The organism is Streptomyces sp. NPDC046977 (genome assembly GCF_040644455.1).
Lineage (GTDB): Bacteria > Actinomycetota > Actinomycetes > Streptomycetales > Streptomycetaceae > Actinacidiphila.
On sequence record NZ_JBEYWO010000051.1, the window covers coordinates 1 to 18,239 of the forward strand.

Below are 18,239 nucleotides of genomic sequence, written 5' to 3' on the forward strand. Positions count from 1 at the left end.
GAACAGGCCGTTGATGGTGCCTTTGGAGCGGCCGCGCCGGCGGCGCAGCGCCTCGCGGACGGCGGCGACGACGCGTTCGTCGGCCCGCCCGGTGGGGGTGGAGGCGCGGGTGGTGCGGTGGTCGAGGAGCCCCCACAGGCCCTGCTTGCGGTAGTCGAGCCGCATGCGCTGCACCGTGGTGCGCGAGACCCGGCCGAAGCCGAGCGCGGTCAGTTCCTCGGCTTTGGCCTGCTCCCGCTGGGCCAGCGTGTGCTGCTCGGGGTCGTACTGCGGCCGTACGGTTCCGTGGCTGCCGGGGCCGCCGGGCAGGCCGCATTCGACTTCGCGTACGTGTCGCTGCCAGGCCAGCGCCTTCTCGCGGGCCGCGGCGGGTGCGGACTCGAACAGCCCCCACTGCGGGGCCGCCTGGGGAACGTCGGCGCCGATGACGGTGAAGCCGGGGTCGGCGAACAGGTGCCCGGCGAGCACGGCCTGGCCGCCGCCGTCCGGGCCGATGAGGTGGATGCTCTGTCCGGACAGGGCGACCACCTGCCACTTCACGCCGCGGAAGCGCACATGGGCACCCACCTTCACAGCCGGCCGGGCATTACGCCGCGCGGTTGTGAGGTCTCAACTTTTCAGCGGGTTCGACGGCAGTAGTTAGGGTTCTGACCTAGCTATCTGGCGATTGAGTGAGACGGACGTCTGCTCGCTTAGCCCGCCAACTCGCCGTAAATCTCGGCCTGCTGCAGTGATGACCTGGGGTCCCGTCGATTAAGTGAGATTGCGTTGCTTAGTTGAGACTGCCTATGGGCGCCTCCGACCTCATGTTGGGCTTTGTGAGATCCTCCGCGCTCCCGGAAGTGGTGAGGGGGATGCCGCATGGTGTGGCATCCCCCTCCCGCCGGGGCGCCTGCCCGGCGGAACTACTACCGCAGAGCCCTGGCGAGGTCGCGCGGGGGTACGGCCAGGTCAACTCGCGGGTGCGCCGAGCCTTCCTGGGGGCTGAGGTGCAGAGCCGCCCAGCCCTCGGCCGCCCGCACCGTCGCAATCGGGGCGTTGGCGCGGATCGGCAGCACCGACAGCAGCGCCCAGGAGGCGCGCCGGCCGGAGCCGTTGGAGATGGACCGGAAGTGCTCATCCAGACGGTCGGCGACGGCCATGTCGTGGCCGCGGCAGACGCTACCGACGTAGAGGCAGTCGCCGCGCCGGTCCCAGGCGACGTAGACCGCCTTGGCGCACTTCATGGCCTGGCGCAGGGACTCGGGCTGAGCACGCCAGGTCCACGGAGGCAGCGGAGCTCCGGACGGGCGGGACGCCTGCGAGGCCAGGAGCGGCGCGAGGAGCACCGCCACACGGTTCAGGCGACGCGCGATGTGCAGGGGCAGGGTGCTCATCACGCGCCAGCCCCGTCGCCGTCGAGGTCGAGGTCGAGGTCGAACGCCGCATGGCTCGGCCCGTACCGCAGGAGGATGTCGCTGATGCCCGAAAGCTTCTGCCGCAGCGCGTCAACGCCTTCGGGGGAGCCGAAGATGTCCCGCTCGCGGCCCTTCTGCACCACCATGCGCCGCAGGGCGCTGGCCGCCCGGGACGCGTCGGTCACGGCCTGGGTGAGCTGCTGGCGCAGGCGGACGTGCTCGGGGATCTCGATGCCCGATCCGCCGTCCTTCTTCTTCTGCTGCTCTGCCTGGAGTGTCGCCTTACGGCTTGCGGCCTCCGCCGGGTTGGCGAAGTACACGAGGTCCCACTCGTACTCCAGGGTGACGCGGGCCCCGGCACGGTCGATGACGGGCTGGCCGTCGTCGACCGCGGTGCCGTCGATCACGGCGTTGGCGGTGTGGAAGGCCTTCGGCAGGATGGCCGGGTCATCGGCGACGTGGGCGATGGCGATGGAGTGGAGCATGCTCAGTCCGCCCCGGGTCTGGGAGAGCATGGTGAGGATCCGCGTGGGCGTCGCCCGGTAAGGGGCCTTGAGGTCGGCGCGGGTGTAGTCCTCCTTGGAGCCACGGTCGCGGGTGAGGAGACCCTCAAGGATGGCGGCGGTGCCGCCCAGCACCGTCAGTTCTGCGACCGCGTCGAGGTCGCCGGCCAGCGCCTTGGCGAGCAGCTCGTCCAGGATCTGTACGGGATCCTCGCCCTTGGTGAGGTGCCAGTCGTGCCCCCAGACGATGTCGGTGATCGTGCCGCCGTTGTCGAACGTGCGGACGGCCTGGTCGTGGTTGGCGGCGCTGCGGTAGGGAGCGAGGACGACCGTGCCCATACGGCTGCCGAGGGCGGTTCGGGTGACGCGGCTGATCCCGAACTCCTGACGAACCAGGTCCCTCATGCGCCGGTAGTTGCCGGCCAGGAGCACCTGCTGCGGGACGGCAGTCGCCCACAGACGGTGGGCGGGCAGCTGCAGGTTGCGGCGCATCTCGTCCAGGTCCGCCTGGCCAGTGAGTACGCGCATCACGGACTTGCTGATTAGGTCCTGGCGGACGGCGTGCTGGAAGAGGCGCTGCATACCCTGGGCAGACTGGGCGCCCTCAGTCCACGGCGTGACGTGGACGTGCAGGTTGGCGAGGAGGTCGTCGCGGCCGGCGAGCAGGTCCTCCAGCGGGGTCCCGTCCTGGCGCCGGGCGCCGACCACCACCGTGGCCGGGAAGGTCATGGTGTGGCCCTCGCGCCTGGTCGCCTCAGTGAGGGTTTTCTCCCCCAGGCCCCGCAGCACCCGGGCAGCCATGGCCTCGACCTGCTGCCGGCCGTTCCTGATCTCGCTGGTGCTGCGGGGGCCGGACTTGCCGAGCGGACCGATGACGGTGGCGATGCACAGGCGAGCAGCTGCGTCGATCTCGCCACCACTGCGAGCCAGCCACATGCTGACGAGACGGCTGTTGCCGTCACCGCTGACCAGGTAGGTGTCGCTGGTTCCGTCGTCGTACTCCACGCGCACCAGGAACAGCGTGAGCGGTTCCTTGACACCCTGCTGCAGGACGCTGTCGGTGTAGTCGTTCGCACCGCCCTGGGCCTCGTGGGTGCGCCGCATGCTGTCCTCGACCGCCTTGGCGAGCGCCGCGCGGTCCTTCATACGGACCGTGAAGATCGCCAGGTACTCGACCTTGCCGTCGATGGTCACGGCGAGCGTGTCGTAGGTGAGCCGGGGCAGCGTCGGCGGCTCGACATCCATGGGGGTGTGCAGCTGGTGCGCCCAGCGCTGGTTGATGAAGTCCGGCAGGACGCCGAGGTCGGTGTACCTGCGGTGAGGCGCGATCGAGTACAGCGTCCCGCCGACGACCGGCTTGGCCATCAGCAGATTGGTGCCCTCGCCGTCGACGAGAGCGGCGAGCAGCCCGGGATCGACTGCGCCGGAGGTGACCGCGGTGGCCGCGTCCTCGTTGAGGTTGGTCAGCGGGTTGTCCAGCAGCTTCTTGCGGGCCCCGCGCAGTGCGGTGACCGGCACGGGGCCAGGGGTCGGCTCCGGGCGGCGCAGCAGCGGCGGGAGGGAGGTGTCATCGGCGTCGTCGAACTCAGAGTCGCCGAAGGCAGAAGTAATCATCAGCTCGCCCTTTCAGCAAGCAGCGCGCTCGTGGACCCGCAGGCCCGGGCTGCCCTGACGCCTTGCCAGGACCCGCCGCGCGCCGCCAGAGGGCGGCGAGCGCCGTCACGTCTCGGGGTCGGCTCATGGTCCGACTCGATCGGTGCCGACCGGCATTCAACGGTCCCGGGTGGACTCGTGGTCAGCGGGGTCAAGGCGACCCCGATCTCCCGTCGAGGACGGGTGCCAGTTGCCCTTCACGTGCAGTTCGTACGCCTGCACGTGCGGTTCCGCGTATCCGGAGCGGTGCGCGGTCAGTGCAGAGTTACCCACACCAACTCAGTTAGCGTACATGCAGACGCAGTTGAGGTGGAGGCGACAGTATCTGGGTTTCGACCTCGAGCCCCATCCCGCCGGTGGAGGGGGCGTAGGTGCCGCTGGCGTGCCGGCGATGGCCGAGGAGGCCATCGAGGGATGCGCTCGTGCTGCCGGGCGGCAACTGGTCGGCGACGGGGCGGAGTTCGCGCTGAAGGTGGCGTCGGCGACTCCATGGCGGAGGCGGCGATCTGCGACGGCGACCGCAAGGTCGTCGCCGTGCTCCGCATGGTGTGACCGAGAGGGTGAGGGGCCCGCATGCAGTTTGAGGGTTTCGCCATCGGCGGCGCCCGCTGGCGGGCGATGCGGGGGTGGTCAGGGGCGGGTGGCGAGGAGGGCGGCGACCTGGCTGGAGTGCTGGATGTAGGTGGCGAGGTCGGGACTGAGCAGGCCGGCGACCGTGAGCAGGTCGTTCATGCGCCGGGCCACGGGGGCGGCCAGGAGCGGCTCCCAGTGCGCGGCCCGGTTCCGCAGCTCGTGTAGGTCGCCGATCGCCTTGTCCACGGCGGCCCGGCGAGTCCCGGGCGGGAAGGCGTGGTGGAGGTGGGGAACCCACAGGGTCTTCTCGTGCGCGGAGGTGGACAGATAGCGCCACACTCCGAGCGTTAGCTCGGCGATGATCTTCCCGGGCGGCGCCTGGACGCCGTACCGGGCTCGCGCGCTGTCGATCGCCTTGCGTGTCTTGTCGTTGACGTCGACATGCCGGGTCCCGCGGGGCCCGCCCTTCTTGGTGCGCATCAGCGGTGCCCGCAGAGGGCTGGTCGGGTCGTCCAGCCAGTGCCCGCTGCCTGACCAGGTGGCGTCCAGGGCTGCGGCGTAAGCGTTGCGCAGGGCGACCTCGAGATGGCCAAGGTCACGCAGCACCGCGCACGTCAGGGCGGTGTTCCACTCGTACAGGGCGAGCGCGCGGGCCGGGTCTCCGGCGGCCTGGGCCAGGTAGACGCCGTGGCGGGCGGGGCTGAGCCATTGCTCCACCCAGGGGCCTGCGACGGGGACCGGGGCAGCGTGCGTCACGTTGTTCCTCCTCGGGGCTTGGGTATAGTCATGGATGACAAGCCCCGGTGGACCGCTGATCCTTAATGATCATGTCGCCGGGGCTAAGACGTTTCCGGGCCCGGTACACGCCTGCCAACGAGCTGGCCGGACACTGCGGCACCGCTGTCAGGGCGGGTACCGTGAGCCGGGCCGGAGCTCGTGCATCAATAGGACCCCCGAACCGAACGCCCCCCGCTACACTGGCTCCACGGATTGACCCTGATGTAGCGACATACCAATGGATAACTAGGAAGCAGATGGCATACATGAGGATCAAAACGTAGCTATCAATCCGTGGGGGTTGTTCGTGCGCCACGTCTCGTCTCGGGCCGCCGCTGCGGCGAACAAGATCAAACCCCGGCTGGATGCGCTCACCGCCCTCCGCGAGCGAGGCGCCCTGAACGACGTCACCCTGGCCGCTGCTGAGCTCGCTGACCAAGGCCGCAGCCCCACTGTTGTCCCCGTGCGGCGCACCTACATCCGCCACGGCGAGATTCGGCACGTCGAGCACGAGCGCAAGGGTCTGCCGAGCGAGCAGCGCCCGCCCGCAGCCCGCCTCATCGCCCCCCGGGGAGTGGCCGGGCGCCTGCACCTGACTCTGCTCTTTGCCGCGGCCTGCCAGGCCAAGCCCGGCAACCAGTGGCCCAACCGAATCCCCATCGACCCGGACAGCGCCCACCGGTTCTCCTGGATGCGATTGATCGGCGCCCACGCCCGCCACGCCCCCGGCGGCAACTACGTGGCCAGCCCCCGGGTCAACAAGCAGCGGCAGATCACCGAAGGCCTAAAGAAGCTGCGCGACAACCTCCTGGTCGAGTTCCCACACGCTGGAACCCGCCACCCCTTCCGTGACTTCACCCTGCTGTGCGACAGCGGCATGAGCACCCAGGCTGCCGTCATCCCCTACCGGGTGCCTAAGAAGGCCGAGGCGATATTCGGCATCCCGGTAGAGTTCTTCACGAATGGCTGGGTCCACCTGCTTACCCCCAGCGAGACTGCCGCCTACCTGATGTGGCTCGACGTAGACCAGAACCCCGGGCATGACGAGCCCTACGTCACCGGTGCCGAGCGTGCCGGGCATTACGGGCTGGGGCGCGAGGTCTACGAAACCCACAGCCAACTGGAAGCTTTTGGCCTCGTCGACGTCACGCCGGCCGCAGGCCGCTACGACGACGGCAAGTACACGGACTACGGCACAGACCCCGGCATGCCGCCCTGCCACCGCGTCTCGATCCTCCCCGAGGGGCTGCGCCGCGACGCCAGCACCGTCCTGTACGACGCGCTGAAGGGCTACGCCGCCACCGGTGACTGGTCCCGGCCGCTCAACATGCGCATCCCCACGCCCGCCAAGGGCGGAGTATGACCGGATCTGGCGCAGACACGCCTCGACGACCAGCCGTAGTAGCGTGCTGCCGCATAGGGCATCGTGGTCGAGCATCTGATGGCCGAAGCGCGCGGTGCGCGATCCACCCTCCAAGACTCTCCAGGCCTTCTGCACCTTCGTCGCCGACCACGACGCAGTGTTCCCCGAGACATCCCCGACCGGCTGGACGCTGTGGGGCGGCCCTCCCGAGTTGTGGAGCTCTACATCGACACCCGTTGACTGCTGGACCGCCAGACATCGCGACAGAGGACGCGATTCAATGGCAGTTTCCCCCAGCCCCAAGCGGGGCCGATCGCGGCGGCTGGTCGGTCGCGGGTTGCTCATGGCTGGCCGTCTCGCTTGGCGCGGGGGGTCGAACCGGCTCGACAGCGGACAGGTTGTCTGTTTGAGCCAGCGCTGTCCCTAGAGGAGAGCCCCGGTCCACTGCACTGAGTGCTCACCTCGTCGATCAGGCGTAGGAGCACCCGAAGCTGCCTGGGACCGGCCCCCTGTCGGTGCTTGGGCCTAACATGACTGGCAGTTAGTTCAGAGCCCCCGGGAAAAGAGACCTCGGATGTTCATCGCCAACGTCTACATCCGCTTCTTCCGCTCATTCAACTTCGACTACCTCCGCAAGGCCGATGACAGGTTCGTTCCAGACCCTTGGGACACGCTGGGCTCTGACGGTCTGCAGTACCCCTTTGTCAGAGTGCCGCTCGAGGACGGTGTGACCACGGTCGTAGGGGCCAACGAGTCCGGAAAGAGCCAGCTCCTGGGGGCGATCAAGCGTGCACTGACCGGCGAGGACCTCGAGCGCGGTGACTTCTGCCGTTACTCCCAGTTCTTTGCCGTGGACAAGTCAATGTCATACCCGGACTTCGGCCTGGAGTTGAAGAACCTGGATGCTAGTGACCAGGAAGCGGTACGGAAGGCTTGTGGCATCGAACTCGATGACGAGTTCGACAGCTTCTCGCTGTTCCGTCTCAACAACGCAGACCCAGTAGTCTTTCTCCGACAGGGTGACGACTGGGCCAGGTTCGAGGTCGAGGACTTGCAGATCCTCGACGAGATACTTCCCGAGTGGTTCGAGATCGACGCACATGTCGCGCTGCCAGAGAGCGTCCCGATCCAGTACCTGGCCCAAGGCAAGGCTTCCCTGCGCACCAGTCCGAGAAGGGGACGTCAAACGTTCCTCGGTGTGCTCTTCGATAACACCGACTGGTTCACCTCCGCAGAGCAGATCGCTGCGGCGGCACCCAGCCTGGTCAGCGCTTTCAGCACGGCGAGCCAGCAGACCGACAGCCACGACAAGCAGCTCGTCTTGGCTGAGGACCTTCTGCTGAAGGCGGCAAAGATCGATCGGGTCGCCTTCAAGGAGCTGCTCAAGGCCGTGGATGACAGCAGAGACGGCTTCGCCAACGGCATCGTCGAGCGAATGAACGACGCCTTGGCTGCCTCCCTGAACTTCCCCAGATGGTGGTCACAAGACCACCAGTTCCAACTTCTGTTGACGCTGCGTGACCAAGACCTCGTCTTCACCATCCGCGACAGGACCGGCACCGAGTACTCCGCTGATGAACGCAGTGGTGGACTGAAGTTCTTCCTCAGCTACTTCGTGCAGTACCTTGCCCATGAGGCGCCCACGTCTGGCGCCCGAGAGATCCTGCTGATGGACGAGCCGGACGCCTACCTGTCCAGCACTGGCCAGCAGGATCTGCTGCGCATCTTCGAGGACTTCGCCAGCCCTCAGGATCCCTCCCGCACTCCCTGCCAGGTCGTCTACGTCACGCACTCACCGTTCCTCATCGACAAGAACCACGGGGAACGGATCAGGGTCCTTGAAAAAGGGGAAGGGGACGAGGGGACCCGCGTGGTACGCAATGCGGCGCGTAATCACTACGAGCCGCTGAGGTCCGCCTTCGGAAACTTCGTTGCAGAGACGACTTTCATCAGCAACTGCAACCTGATGCTGGAGGGGATGTCTGACCAGGTCCTCCTCGCTGGGATGTCAGCGCGGCTCAGGCGCCAGGGGTCGTCCTCGCTGGACAACCTCGACCTCAACACGTTGACACTGGTGCCGGCTGGCTCCGCACCTCATATTCCGTATCTGGTGTACCTCGCCCGCGGTCGCGACGCCGACCGGCCCGCTGTCATCGTCCTTCTCGACAGCGACTCCTCAGGAGATCAGGCAAAGAAGGCGCTCCAGCGCGGCCCCTTGGGTAAGGCATTGCTTGATTCCCAGTTCATCCTGCAGTTGGGGGACCTGTCGGCCGATCGAGTCGAGAGCACGCTGCCCGCAGGTGTGGTTGCCATCGAAGACCTCGTACCTCTCGAGATCGCCGTCGCGGCCGTCAAGCGATACGCACATGACTTCCTCTTGCCTGATGAGGCAAGCAAGGTAGCGAGCCTGAGGGCCGAAGATGTCTCTGTCACTGACCAGGCCAGCGCCCATGCCGCTTTGGTGAAGGCGTGCGCGAGCAAGCTTCCCGAATTCCACCTCGATAAGGTGGGCTTCGCCCGAAGTGTCATGGAAGCCGTCCGTCACGACGACGACCTGGTCGACGCGGCGGCCATCATGGACCGGAATTTCCGGACGCTGTTCCGTGAACTGGCCCGCATGCAGCGCCAAGCGATGAGGGAGATCACCACAGAACGCACCAGTGCCAAGATCAAGCGCCTCAAGAGGTCCTTCCTGCTGGATCACCCAGTCGGAGCCACTCGAGAGGCCGCCGCGCTCCTCCTGGAAGACGTCGAAGCTCTCCTCGACAACTCTGTAGATGCAGAGGCTCTGCGGAGTGAGATTCGCGGGATCGTGCGCATGTTCGACCTCGACGATGACCCCATTGAGCCGATCACGAACTTCGACGCTTTCCGGGGTTCGTTGGAGACGTTGGTGTACCGCGAGGTCAACGACGCACAAGAAGACGAGTGAATGGTCGATGCTCCCGCGGGACTAACCATGAAGTTCGCGACCTCCGGTGTGGGTTACCCGCGCCGGAGGATACTGCCTAAGGAACGAGGTGCGTGATCGCCGCTGCGCGAGTCGCTACCCGGCCGTCTGTGACCTTCCCCTGCTGGTGAAGCCGATGTTGATGGATTCCAGCAGGTCTAGGGTGATGGTCTCTTCGCCTGTGTGGATGGCTGCTTGGGCGGCTTGGCACACGAGCTGGGAAATGTAGAGCAGACGGCCTCCGGTGCGCTGATGGAGGTATGTGGCATGGCGGGTGAGGTCGCCTTCGGCAAGGCGGTGCAGGCGTACTTGCTTCTCGAAGCCCTTCACCAGGCGTGGCCAGGTCTCCAGGTCGACGCCGTCCCTGTAGGGAATGGGTTCGAGGCGAAGGACGGGGAGCGTGTTGTGCTGCGGGTCCTTGCTGTGCCGGTTGGCTTTGAGGCGTGCCGCGTGAAAGATCTCGGCGGCGCCGGTGCCGCAGTAGATGGTGGTGATGCCGAGCTTGTTGCGGAGGTAGTCGCTTAGGGGCAGGAACACGGCGAGTTGGTCGACGGTGACGCGGTGGATGTCGTCGATGAGGAGGATGTCGGTCTTGGCGTGCTCCAGCACGTGCATGACGGGGATGCTGAGATCGGGGCAGCGTAGTTGCTTGGTCTTTGCCCACTGCGGGGCTTCGGTCAGGTCCTTGGGCTCGGGGGCAAGGCCGAGGAACTGCCCGATCTCCCATAGCCAGGCTTGTTTGGAGTCTGCGTCGTGGGGGGCGAGGATGTGGACGACCGGGATGCGGTCGCTGTAGTACTTCTCGGCTCTTTGCTGGAAGTCTCGACCGAGTGAGCGGAGCAGGAACGTCTTGCCTGTGCCCTCCTCTCCGTCGATGATCGAGCCCAACTGTCCCTGCATTCGAGTGATGTTGGTTCCATAGAGCCTGCTCGCATTGACGATTGCCGCCTCGATGACGGGGATGTTCACCACGCACAGGTGGCCGTTGTAGACCACGCGCGGGTCGGTGTCGTCGACCTTGGTTCCGGCCGGCGCACAGTCGCGCAGATCGGGAGGCTTGAGGTCGGTGCGGGCGAAGTAGTTCCAGCCATCCAGGCGCACCAGCATCTCGGGCGTCAGGAGACGCGGGGCGAGTACGGCCCGGCGCAGCGCTTCGGGTTGTTGCGTGTCGGTCTTGGGCATTGGCTTCTCCGATCTAACGCCTCAGGTCAGGAGATGGGGGTCTGGCACCGAGGTCCTCAGAACCCGGCTCGCCTGCGGGGCCAGGCTCCCGATACTCCCTGGTGCCGGGGGAGGGGACAGTGGGGTAGGCCAGCAGGTGGGTGTCCCTGCCCGGGATTGGCAGGGCCTCGTAGGGCTGGATGGCGACGGGGTCGAAATCCGGGATGCCGGCGTAAGGGTCTTCGGGTTCCTCGTCGTGGACCGGCAGCGTGAAGCCGCCCTGGAACGGCATCGGTGGCTGCGCCGGGGGCTGTGGCCCGCGCGGGCGTGGTGGGCCGGCTTTGGCGCGCAGCCGGCGGTCCCTCATCGCCAGCGCGATGCCTTCCTCGTCGGATGCCGCGCCGCCCTGCTCGACGTACTGGGCTGTGGCCTCTTCCCAGCAGTACTGGGTCCATGGGTGTTCCAGTAGGGCCTCCTGCACGAACCGGGTCTGGATCCAGCGATCCTCATCGCGGTGGTCGTACACCCACACCACGACGGGTTGGTACGGGTCCCAGCGGGCTTCCCAGCGGCCGCCCACCTCTGTCAGCCCGGAGGACAAGCCCTGCAGGCCGGCCAGCTCACGGGTGGGGGACTGGTAGGTGCGGTTCTCGACGGTGACGCCCTTGTCGGTGACGGTGACCCAGGCCGGGATGAGGAGCTTGCGGTTCTCCTCCGGGGTCATCAGCCGCGGTCGGTAGCCGGTGCCGGCAACCAAAGCGGCGTACATCATGTTGGGGGAGACCACCATGCCTGGCGCGTACGGGTTGCGCAGGCCTTTGTGGGGGCGCTGCTGATGTTCGAGGGCGACCCACTCGTAGGCCATTTGCTGCAGCTGGTTCAGGGTCCACAGCGGCTTGCGGTCCAGGCGCTTGCCGCGGTGTTCCAGCCGCCTTGCGGTCCAGCCCACGACGTGCTGGCTGAAGCGGTCGCCGAGCGTGCGGAAGTAGCGCTCGGCTAGCGGCTTGTCGGTGGGGCATCCCTTGCGGGCGAGGCGGACGCTGATGCCGAGGAAGTCGCAGGCGGTCTGGAAGTGCTCGCTCAGGTAGGGGCTGCCCTGGTCGATGATGATGGTGCGGGGCCGGATCACCGGGCGGGCCGCGGTGGCCTCGGTGAAGCGCGGGTCTGCCGCGTTCAGCGCCGCATAGGGCAGAGCCGAGCCGGCTGCCGCGGTCAGCGGCGACCACCCGGGGCGGGTCGGCATCGGCGCCAGGGCCTGGGCCAAGGTGAGAACGATGTCGAAGGCGCGGGTGGCGCGGCCGCCGATTCTCTTGCCGACCGGCCCGTCGCCGGGCACGACCGGCACCAGCATGACGGCCATGATGGTGCGGGTGGCGACGTCGACCATCGCCGTGAGCTCGACGGAGATCATCTTTCCGTTGTCGCCGAGCGCTTTGATCTTCAGTGGGCAGGTGTCGATCTGCACCAGTTGCCCGGGCAGCATGGCGTGGGAGGGCGTGTAGGGAGGCGGCGGCTTGCGGACGCGGCTGCTGCGGGTACTGGTCGGTGCCTGCAGCAGGTCAGTCAGTCCGAGGTCGTCCATCCGCCGGTAGTACGTGGCCCGCGAGAAGCTCAGCCGCTTGCGTTCGGCGGGATCGTCCAGGTCGATGCCGAAGCGCTCTTTGGCCAGGCGGGTGATCTCATCCATGTGACTGTCGATGGTGCTGGTGGACTCATCCGCGTTGGCGTGGGCGACTTCGCGCAGCAGGTCCAGCAGCCGCGGATCGGTTCGGCCCGTTGGCAGGCGCGCCCGGTTCTTGCGGCCGTCGACCAGGGCCAGCGGATTACGGTTGGCGCGCAGCCATTTGCGGCGCTTGGCCTCCAGGGCCTTGACGCTGATGGGCTTGCCGCGGTCTGCGAGTTCCGCGGCCTTGGCCGCGTACCGTTCACTGAGTGTGGTGCGGTCGGGGTCGTAGCCGTCCCGTGGTTTCTGGCCCGGCCGCCGCACCCCGGTGTCGATCTCCATCATGTCTTCGTGCAGGCGCAGCAGCTTCTTACGCTGCTTGTGGCTCAGCGTGCCCTGCATGGTTCCCAGCGCAGGCAGCCCGCTGGGTTCGGCCGGCGCGTTGTCGGTGGCGAGGATCTGGAAGTCCTGCGAGGAGAGCATCGCCCGGTACAGGGCGTCCACCGGCGCGCCGCCGGCCTCGGGCAGCAGGATCACGACGCCGGTGTCGTTCTTGAACGCGGCGACCTGGTAGGTCGCCCCGAGCCATGTCACCCGGTCCCCGAGGCCGACGTCGTCACCGGGTGCCTGGCCGGGCAGGGGGCGGCTCATGCCGCCGCCCAGGCGCGGGCGGTTGGAAGCAGCGGGGCATCCCAGTCGATGTGCAGCCGGTGCCGCCAGATCAGCCGGTATGCGTGATCCAATGCGAGCAGCTCGGGGATGCCGCTGGCCCGCGCCCCGTCGATCAGCGTCCGCGGTTCGGCGAAGGCCCGCAGCAGCGCCTGCTCGCAGGCCGCTTCGTCCTCGATGGGATCAGGCCCCCGGTACTCGGCCAGCCATTCCAGGGTGTTCCTCCGCACCCCGTGCGGCACCTGCCGCACTTCGACCCGCCAGCCGGCCTCCGCGGCCACCGTATGCAGGAGCACGAGCTTGTCCCGCCACTCCTGGTCGGGCTTTTCCGGTTCCACGGCCACCACGATCCGGTCACCGTCGGTGGTGCGGGCGATGAAGTCAGGCCGCCACCTGCGCCGCCGGCCCTTCGTGGTCTGCCATCGCAGCTCCACCGGCTCACCGGAGAACCAGGCCACTGACGGGTCCCAGTCCAGCCCGATCGCCACCCGCATCCGCCGCAGCGACCCGCACGCCACCTGGGTCCGGGTCGTCGCCGACCACCACCAGGTCACCACGCTCTTGCGGCCGTGGTACGCCACCGGGGGCGACGGCGGCTTGCGCTCCTCCAACGCCACCCCCCGCAGCTCGCCAGGGGCCGACCGCACCAGTAGGCCGCGTTCGTCCAGGTGATGGGCCCATACCGAATCCACTGGCACCTCCGCACCGTCCCCGCATGCCACGGCATGTTCAGCGTGGCCACACCACCGCCCTCGGGCCGGCATGGGCGGTGGTCGTTCACCCGGGGGAAGGAAGCGCCGTTGACAACTTCCCCCGGCAACGCTGCGCCCAGGCCCCGCTCCGGCCGGCCTACTCCGCATGTCCCAGGTCCAGTTGCCACGGCAGGCAGGACCGGTCGGCCAGAGATCCGGCCATCTCGGTACTGCGCTCATGCCCCGGGCCCAGGGCCAGCTGCGGCCGGCGCCTACTGCCTCCGGACCGCGGAGCCGGCTCGCGATGCCGCATGACCCACTCCCGCAGCGGCGACCTGGCGCGTACCACGTCCAGCCCCCACCGCTGCAGCACTTCATCCAGCATCGCCAGGACCACGGCGCAGTCCCCGCCTGTTACCAGGCGCCGTTCGTAGTCGACCAGGGCACCGGCGACGAACACCGCCTCCGGGTAGAACACCAGCGGGGCAGCCCGCGCCTCGAGCGGATTCAGGCCCACTTCTGTGGCGCGTTGGTGCCACACCGGCGTGCCGGGAGCGGTGCTCCACCAATGCCTGGCGATCTGGTGGGCATCGGCGAACAGGCCCTCAGCGGCCGTCCCGACCCGGCGCCGCCGCATCAGCCGCCGCTGGTGGGCGTCGAGCACCTCCGGTAGCTTGTCCAGCCGCACCACTCCGGCGGTGTCACCGCGCGCGTCATCGGTCCACCGGCTGTGCCGCACGCATACCTGCCAGTTGTCCGGGCACACCAGCCATACCGGCTCACGGGCTCCCCGCGCCGCAGCGCACAGGTCGCAGCCACGGACCAGGTAACCGTCCGTCGGCTCCCACGGCCAGTGCCAGCGGGCCGGCCCGTCCCCGGGCAGAATCCGCTCCGGCGCCAGATTGGGAAGCGCCCGTTGCAGTGCCGAAACGGGTCGGCCGGCCAGCACCGCCAGGTACTCCAGCCCGGCCTGGTTGACATACATCTCCGCAAACTGCGGGTCGACCGCCCGCTGACCCAGCCCGACTCGGTCCAGCAGCTCGCCCAGCTGAAGACCGTTGGCGCGGGCGAGCCGGTTCACGAACGATCCAGTTGACTCGCCCGGTACATACCGCACCGGCAACGCCAGCCGGAAATGAGGCCCCCACAACCGCGGCGCATCCAGCATTATCGGAACCTTCCAGCTGCCCGGGCTCACCCGCTGCCGATACGGGCGGGCGTCACGTCCATCGTGGCCAACACCTGGAGCTACGGGACATAGCACCTCACTCCTTCGAGTGAACTCCGGCCGCCCGGCCTGGACATGGCTTCCTCACCCGGGTCATCCGGCTCCTTCCCGCCAGGCAGTAACCGCCCGCCACGATCAGCTCCCCGTCCCTGCTCGAGCCTCTACCGCTGCTCGGAGCCTGGCGGCTGTACGCGCCGGTGGAGAACTGCCCCGACCGTGAGGTCTCGCGCAAGACCTCGCCACTCCTTCGAGTGAATCCCCGCCCCTGCCCCACGTGCTGCCGCACGCGGCTCCTCCACTCTCGCAATGGAAAGGCAGCAAAGTCGTTCGGAGGAGCCATGGCCACGCTGACCAGGGCCGACACCGGCCTGAAAACCGTGCTGCACGGACACCAGGAACTCGCTGTCGGCGCCTGCGTCAGCCACTTCCTCGACGGATCAGACCGCGTCTCGGTCATCATGGCCTGCGGCACCGGCAAGACCCTCGTCGGCCTGAACGCCGTCCATGAAGCGGCCCCCCGCGGCCGCGCCCTGGTTGTCATGCCGACCAGGAAACTCCTCGAGCAGACCGCGGCCGCCTGGCACGCGGAGGGCCGCGGCGGCCTCTACATCGGTGTTTGTGGACTCGACACGCCAGAGAACCCCGACCTGCGCGGCGTGCTCACCACCACCGGGCAGGCGGGCAGTGCCACCGAGCAAGCCCGCTTCCTCACCGACCAGATCGCCCAGGCCGACGGACCCGTCAGCGTCTTCAGCACCTACGCATCCCTGAACAAGATCGCCAAGGCGCACCGGGACTTCTTCCTTCCCGACTGGGACGTCATCATTGCCGACGAAGCCCACCGCACCGCAGGCAACGCCGAAAGTCTCTGGGCGATCATTCACGACAACGACGAGCTCCCTGCGCGACACCGCCTCTACATGACCGCCACCGAGCGCGTCTTCGATTACCAGGCGGTGGCAGACGGCCGCATCGACATGCCGCTGACGGAGATCGCCTCCATGGACGACCTCAGTCTGTACGGGCCTGTGGTGTACCGGCTCTCCCTGGCTGAGGCAATCGAACAGGGACTCCTGGCCGACTACCGGGTCGTGGCCGTCGTCATCGACGACGACGACCTGCGCAGAGTCCTCAACCGGCACTCGTGCTTCCGGTCTTCCACCGAAGGGCTGCGGGTCGCCGCAGCGCAAGTCGCGCTCCTGAACGCGCAGCACACCTACGACCTACGCCGCACCTTGACCTGCCACAACCGCGTCAGGTCCGCAGAGATCTTCGCCGAGACCCTGCACGAAACCGCCGCTCTGATGCCCCGCCGCTTTCAGGGGCCGCTGCAGGTAGGCACCGTCAACGCCGCACAGAACCGGTTCGACCGCCTGCAGGCCTTCACCCAGTTCGCCTCCGCACCCCTGCACACAGACCCGTCCACCGGGCTGCCGCTGCGTTCCGTGCTCACCAACTGCCGCTGCTGCACCGAGGGCGTCGACATCCCGGCGATCGACTCCATCCTGTTCGCCGACCCCAAGACCAGCTCGGTGGACATCACCCAGGCTGTCGGCCGCCCTCTGCGGCAGACCCCCGGCGCCGGCAAGGTCTCCACCATCGTCATCCCGGTCTACCTCGAGCCCGGCCAGGAGATGGCAGAAGGCACCAAGCGCACCGCTTACCGGCTGCTCTACCAGGTCCTGATCGCCCTGTCGGTCTACGACGAGCACGTCTTCTACCGCGTGGACATCAAACACTGGAAGCCCCCGCCGTACAGGATCCTGCCACCGTCGGTCGGGCCCGAACGCGCCGACGAAATCATCCCCGTCCTCAGCCTGGAAGCCGAAGAATCACCCAACCGCGTGTGGGAGCTGGGCTTCGAAAGCGCCGAACGCTTCCACACCGAGTTCGGTCACCTCGACGTCCCCAGCCGGTACATCGGCCCCGACCGGTTCTATCTGGGCTGGTGGGTCGGCAAACAACGCTCCCTGCGCATGAACCGCATGCTCCTGCAAGAACGCATCGACACGCTCGACACCCTCCAGATGCGCTGGGAACACCCCCCGCACAGCATCGAACACCGCCTGCTCATCGCCCGCGACTACGCCGCCCATCACGGCCACCTCCACCCCCTGGCGAAGGAAGCCTTCGGGGGTATCCGCCTGGGCCGGTGGCTGGCCGAACGCCGTCGCGAAGCACGCGAACGCACCCTGCCCCACCCCTACCACCGGGCCCTGAACGAAATTGACCCCTGGTGGAACGCCCGCTGGTCCCACGACTGGCAACGCACCTACGTCCAGGCTTTGACGGCCGCCCGCCGCGGCGACCTGGCCCTGGCCGACCTACGGCCCGACCGTGAGGACACCGCCCTCGCCCGGTGGCTGGAAGAGCAGATCACCGCCTTCGACGCCCTCCATCCCGACCAGCAGAACCTTCTGGGCGTCCTGCCTCTCCGCCACCCTCTGGCCGTGCTGCTGCGCCGGCCCCGCGGCGCCGCCGAATACGCCTTTATCCGCGGCCTGCGCGTCGCCCGCGCCTACTGGCGCAGCTATCAGCACCTCAACGTCCCCCTCAACTACGTCGCCACGAACCGTGGCTCCGTCTTCCGACTGGGGGAGTGGATCTCCGGCAAACGCCGCCACCCGGAGCACCTGACCCAAGCGCAGCTAGACGCACTTGAAGCCCTGGACATGCGCTGGATCCCCCGCCAGTCCGTCAGCCGCCGATAGCCGGGCAGCGGGATCGCAGGCGCCGGCCCGCAGTTACGAAGGAGGACGCCGACGATGCTCCCTGCAGATACCGCCGGCTCGTCGGCTCGTCGGCTATGTCGGCGAAGGCGCTTCACTTGCCGGTTGTTCGGGCGTAGCCGCGCTTGGTGCGCCGGTCGCGGTTCCTTGAAGTGGCGTCAGCCATGCCGTTCTTGTTCGAGCGGTGCGAGCTGGCTTTGGAGGTCCGCCAACTGACGCGGGCCGTCGCCTGCTGGTTGGCGTTGTTGTCCAGGTCTTCTGCGAGACGCGTCGCGTACCGGTCCTGAGTGGCGTTGTTGTTGGACGCGACAGCCGCTCCTCGGGTATCGGGCGTTGCTACCGGGGAGTCAATCTGCCGTTGCCGCCGTGCGCGAACACCCCTATCGATCCTCCCAAGGAAGACTTGTTGCCCCCCCCCGCAGCGCAGTGAGGGAGCCGCCAACGGGAGCGAGCAGTGTCTTGGGGCAGCAGCCTCTCGCCGCCCTTCCGGGCCTTTGCGTCACTGATGCTGAAGCCATCTGTAAAGGCTCGGTAGTTGATTCGAGGGCGTCATCGGCAGAGAAACAGCCCGGTGACGGCTTGAGCCGATTCCGGTGCTCTGATCTGGACGGGTGCTGCACCGACGAAAGCTGGCTGCGCAACCCGGGATCATCCAGGAGATCAGCCCGGCACGCACGCAGAACCGCGTCCCGTACTACCTCTGACGACCGAGCCGTTTCGGTACCAACCGAACAGAATTTGCCAGAGTCGGACACGGTACAAAGTGATGCCTTGTGCCCCATTTAGGGGTGGTTGGTGGTTGTGTGGGGCGCGCAGAAGTTCCCTTCTGCGATGTGTCCTCGATCACAATCTTCTCAAGATCCTTATATCGGACATCAATC

The 18,239-nt window shown here is 67.6% G+C and carries 10 protein-coding genes and 1 pseudogene; 3 read left to right on the forward strand and 8 right to left on the reverse strand.

Annotated elements, in window-relative coordinates; all coding sequences use genetic code 11:
* The 4 genes and pseudogenes from ABZ883_RS40260 to ABZ883_RS40275 all read right to left on the reverse strand — a co-directional run.
* A pseudogene (locus ABZ883_RS40260) lies at positions 1-540 on the reverse strand (transposase); the annotation flags it as partial.
* A gap of 368 nt (positions 541-908) precedes the next feature.
* Positions 909-1,376: a hypothetical protein gene (locus ABZ883_RS40265; RefSeq protein ID WP_360916284.1), complete on the reverse strand. Its 468-nt coding sequence runs from the start codon at positions 1,374-1,376 to the stop codon at positions 909-911.
* Positions 1,376-3,514 carry a hypothetical protein gene (locus tag ABZ883_RS40270; protein ID WP_360916287.1) on the reverse strand — a complete coding sequence of 713 codons (2,139 nt, stop codon included), beginning with the start codon at positions 3,512-3,514 and terminating at the stop codon, positions 1,376-1,378. Before ABZ883_RS40270 ends, ABZ883_RS40265 begins: the two co-directional genes overlap by 1 nt.
* 669 nt (positions 3,515-4,183) lie before the next feature.
* Positions 4,184-4,882: a hypothetical protein gene (locus ABZ883_RS40275; protein WP_360916290.1), complete on the reverse strand. Its 699-nt coding sequence runs from the start codon at positions 4,880-4,882 to the stop codon at positions 4,184-4,186.
* A gap of 328 nt (positions 4,883-5,210) precedes the next feature.
* On the opposite strand from ABZ883_RS40275, the gene ABZ883_RS40280 reads away from it, so the two are divergent.
* Positions 5,211-6,266: a hypothetical protein gene (locus tag ABZ883_RS40280; RefSeq protein WP_360916293.1), complete on the forward strand. Its 1,056-nt coding sequence runs from the start codon at positions 5,211-5,213 to the stop codon at positions 6,264-6,266.
* Positions 6,267-6,840: 574 nt separating this feature from the next.
* The gene (locus ABZ883_RS40285; RefSeq protein WP_360916296.1) at positions 6,841-9,198 is read left to right on the forward strand and encodes an AAA family ATPase; all 2,358 of its coding nucleotides are present in this window, start codon (positions 6,841-6,843) and stop codon (positions 9,196-9,198) included.
* 114 nt (positions 9,199-9,312) lie between these two features.
* Here ABZ883_RS40285 and ABZ883_RS40290 read toward each other — a convergent pair whose 3' ends face one another.
* The 4 genes from ABZ883_RS40290 to ABZ883_RS40305 all read right to left on the reverse strand — a co-directional run bounded on the left by ABZ883_RS40290 (position 9,313) and on the right by ABZ883_RS40305 (position 14,569).
* Entirely contained in the window at positions 9,313-10,398 is a 1,086-nt protein-coding gene (locus ABZ883_RS40290) for an ATP-binding protein (protein WP_360916299.1), read from the reverse strand.
* A 13-nt stretch (positions 10,399-10,411) separates the two neighbouring features.
* The gene (locus ABZ883_RS40295; RefSeq protein WP_360916302.1) at positions 10,412-12,691 is read right to left on the reverse strand and encodes a transposase; all 2,280 of its coding nucleotides are present in this window, start codon (positions 12,689-12,691) and stop codon (positions 10,412-10,414) included.
* Entirely contained in the window at positions 12,688-13,401 is a 714-nt protein-coding gene (locus ABZ883_RS40300) for a TnsA-like heteromeric transposase endonuclease subunit (RefSeq protein ID WP_360916305.1), read from the reverse strand. Before ABZ883_RS40300 ends, ABZ883_RS40295 begins: the two co-directional genes overlap by 4 nt.
* A 157-nt stretch (positions 13,402-13,558) precedes the next feature.
* Positions 13,559-14,569: a TniQ family protein gene (locus tag ABZ883_RS40305; RefSeq protein WP_360916308.1), complete on the reverse strand. Its 1,011-nt coding sequence runs from the start codon at positions 14,567-14,569 to the stop codon at positions 13,559-13,561.
* A gap of 398 nt (positions 14,570-14,967) precedes the next feature.
* On the opposite strand from ABZ883_RS40305, the gene ABZ883_RS40310 reads away from it, so the two are divergent.
* Positions 14,968-17,340 (forward strand): Helicase associated domain protein, encoded by a 2,373-nt coding sequence (locus ABZ883_RS40310; RefSeq protein ID WP_360916311.1) that lies wholly within the window; start codon positions 14,968-14,970, stop codon positions 17,338-17,340.
* Positions 17,341-18,239 lie beyond the last annotated feature (899 nt).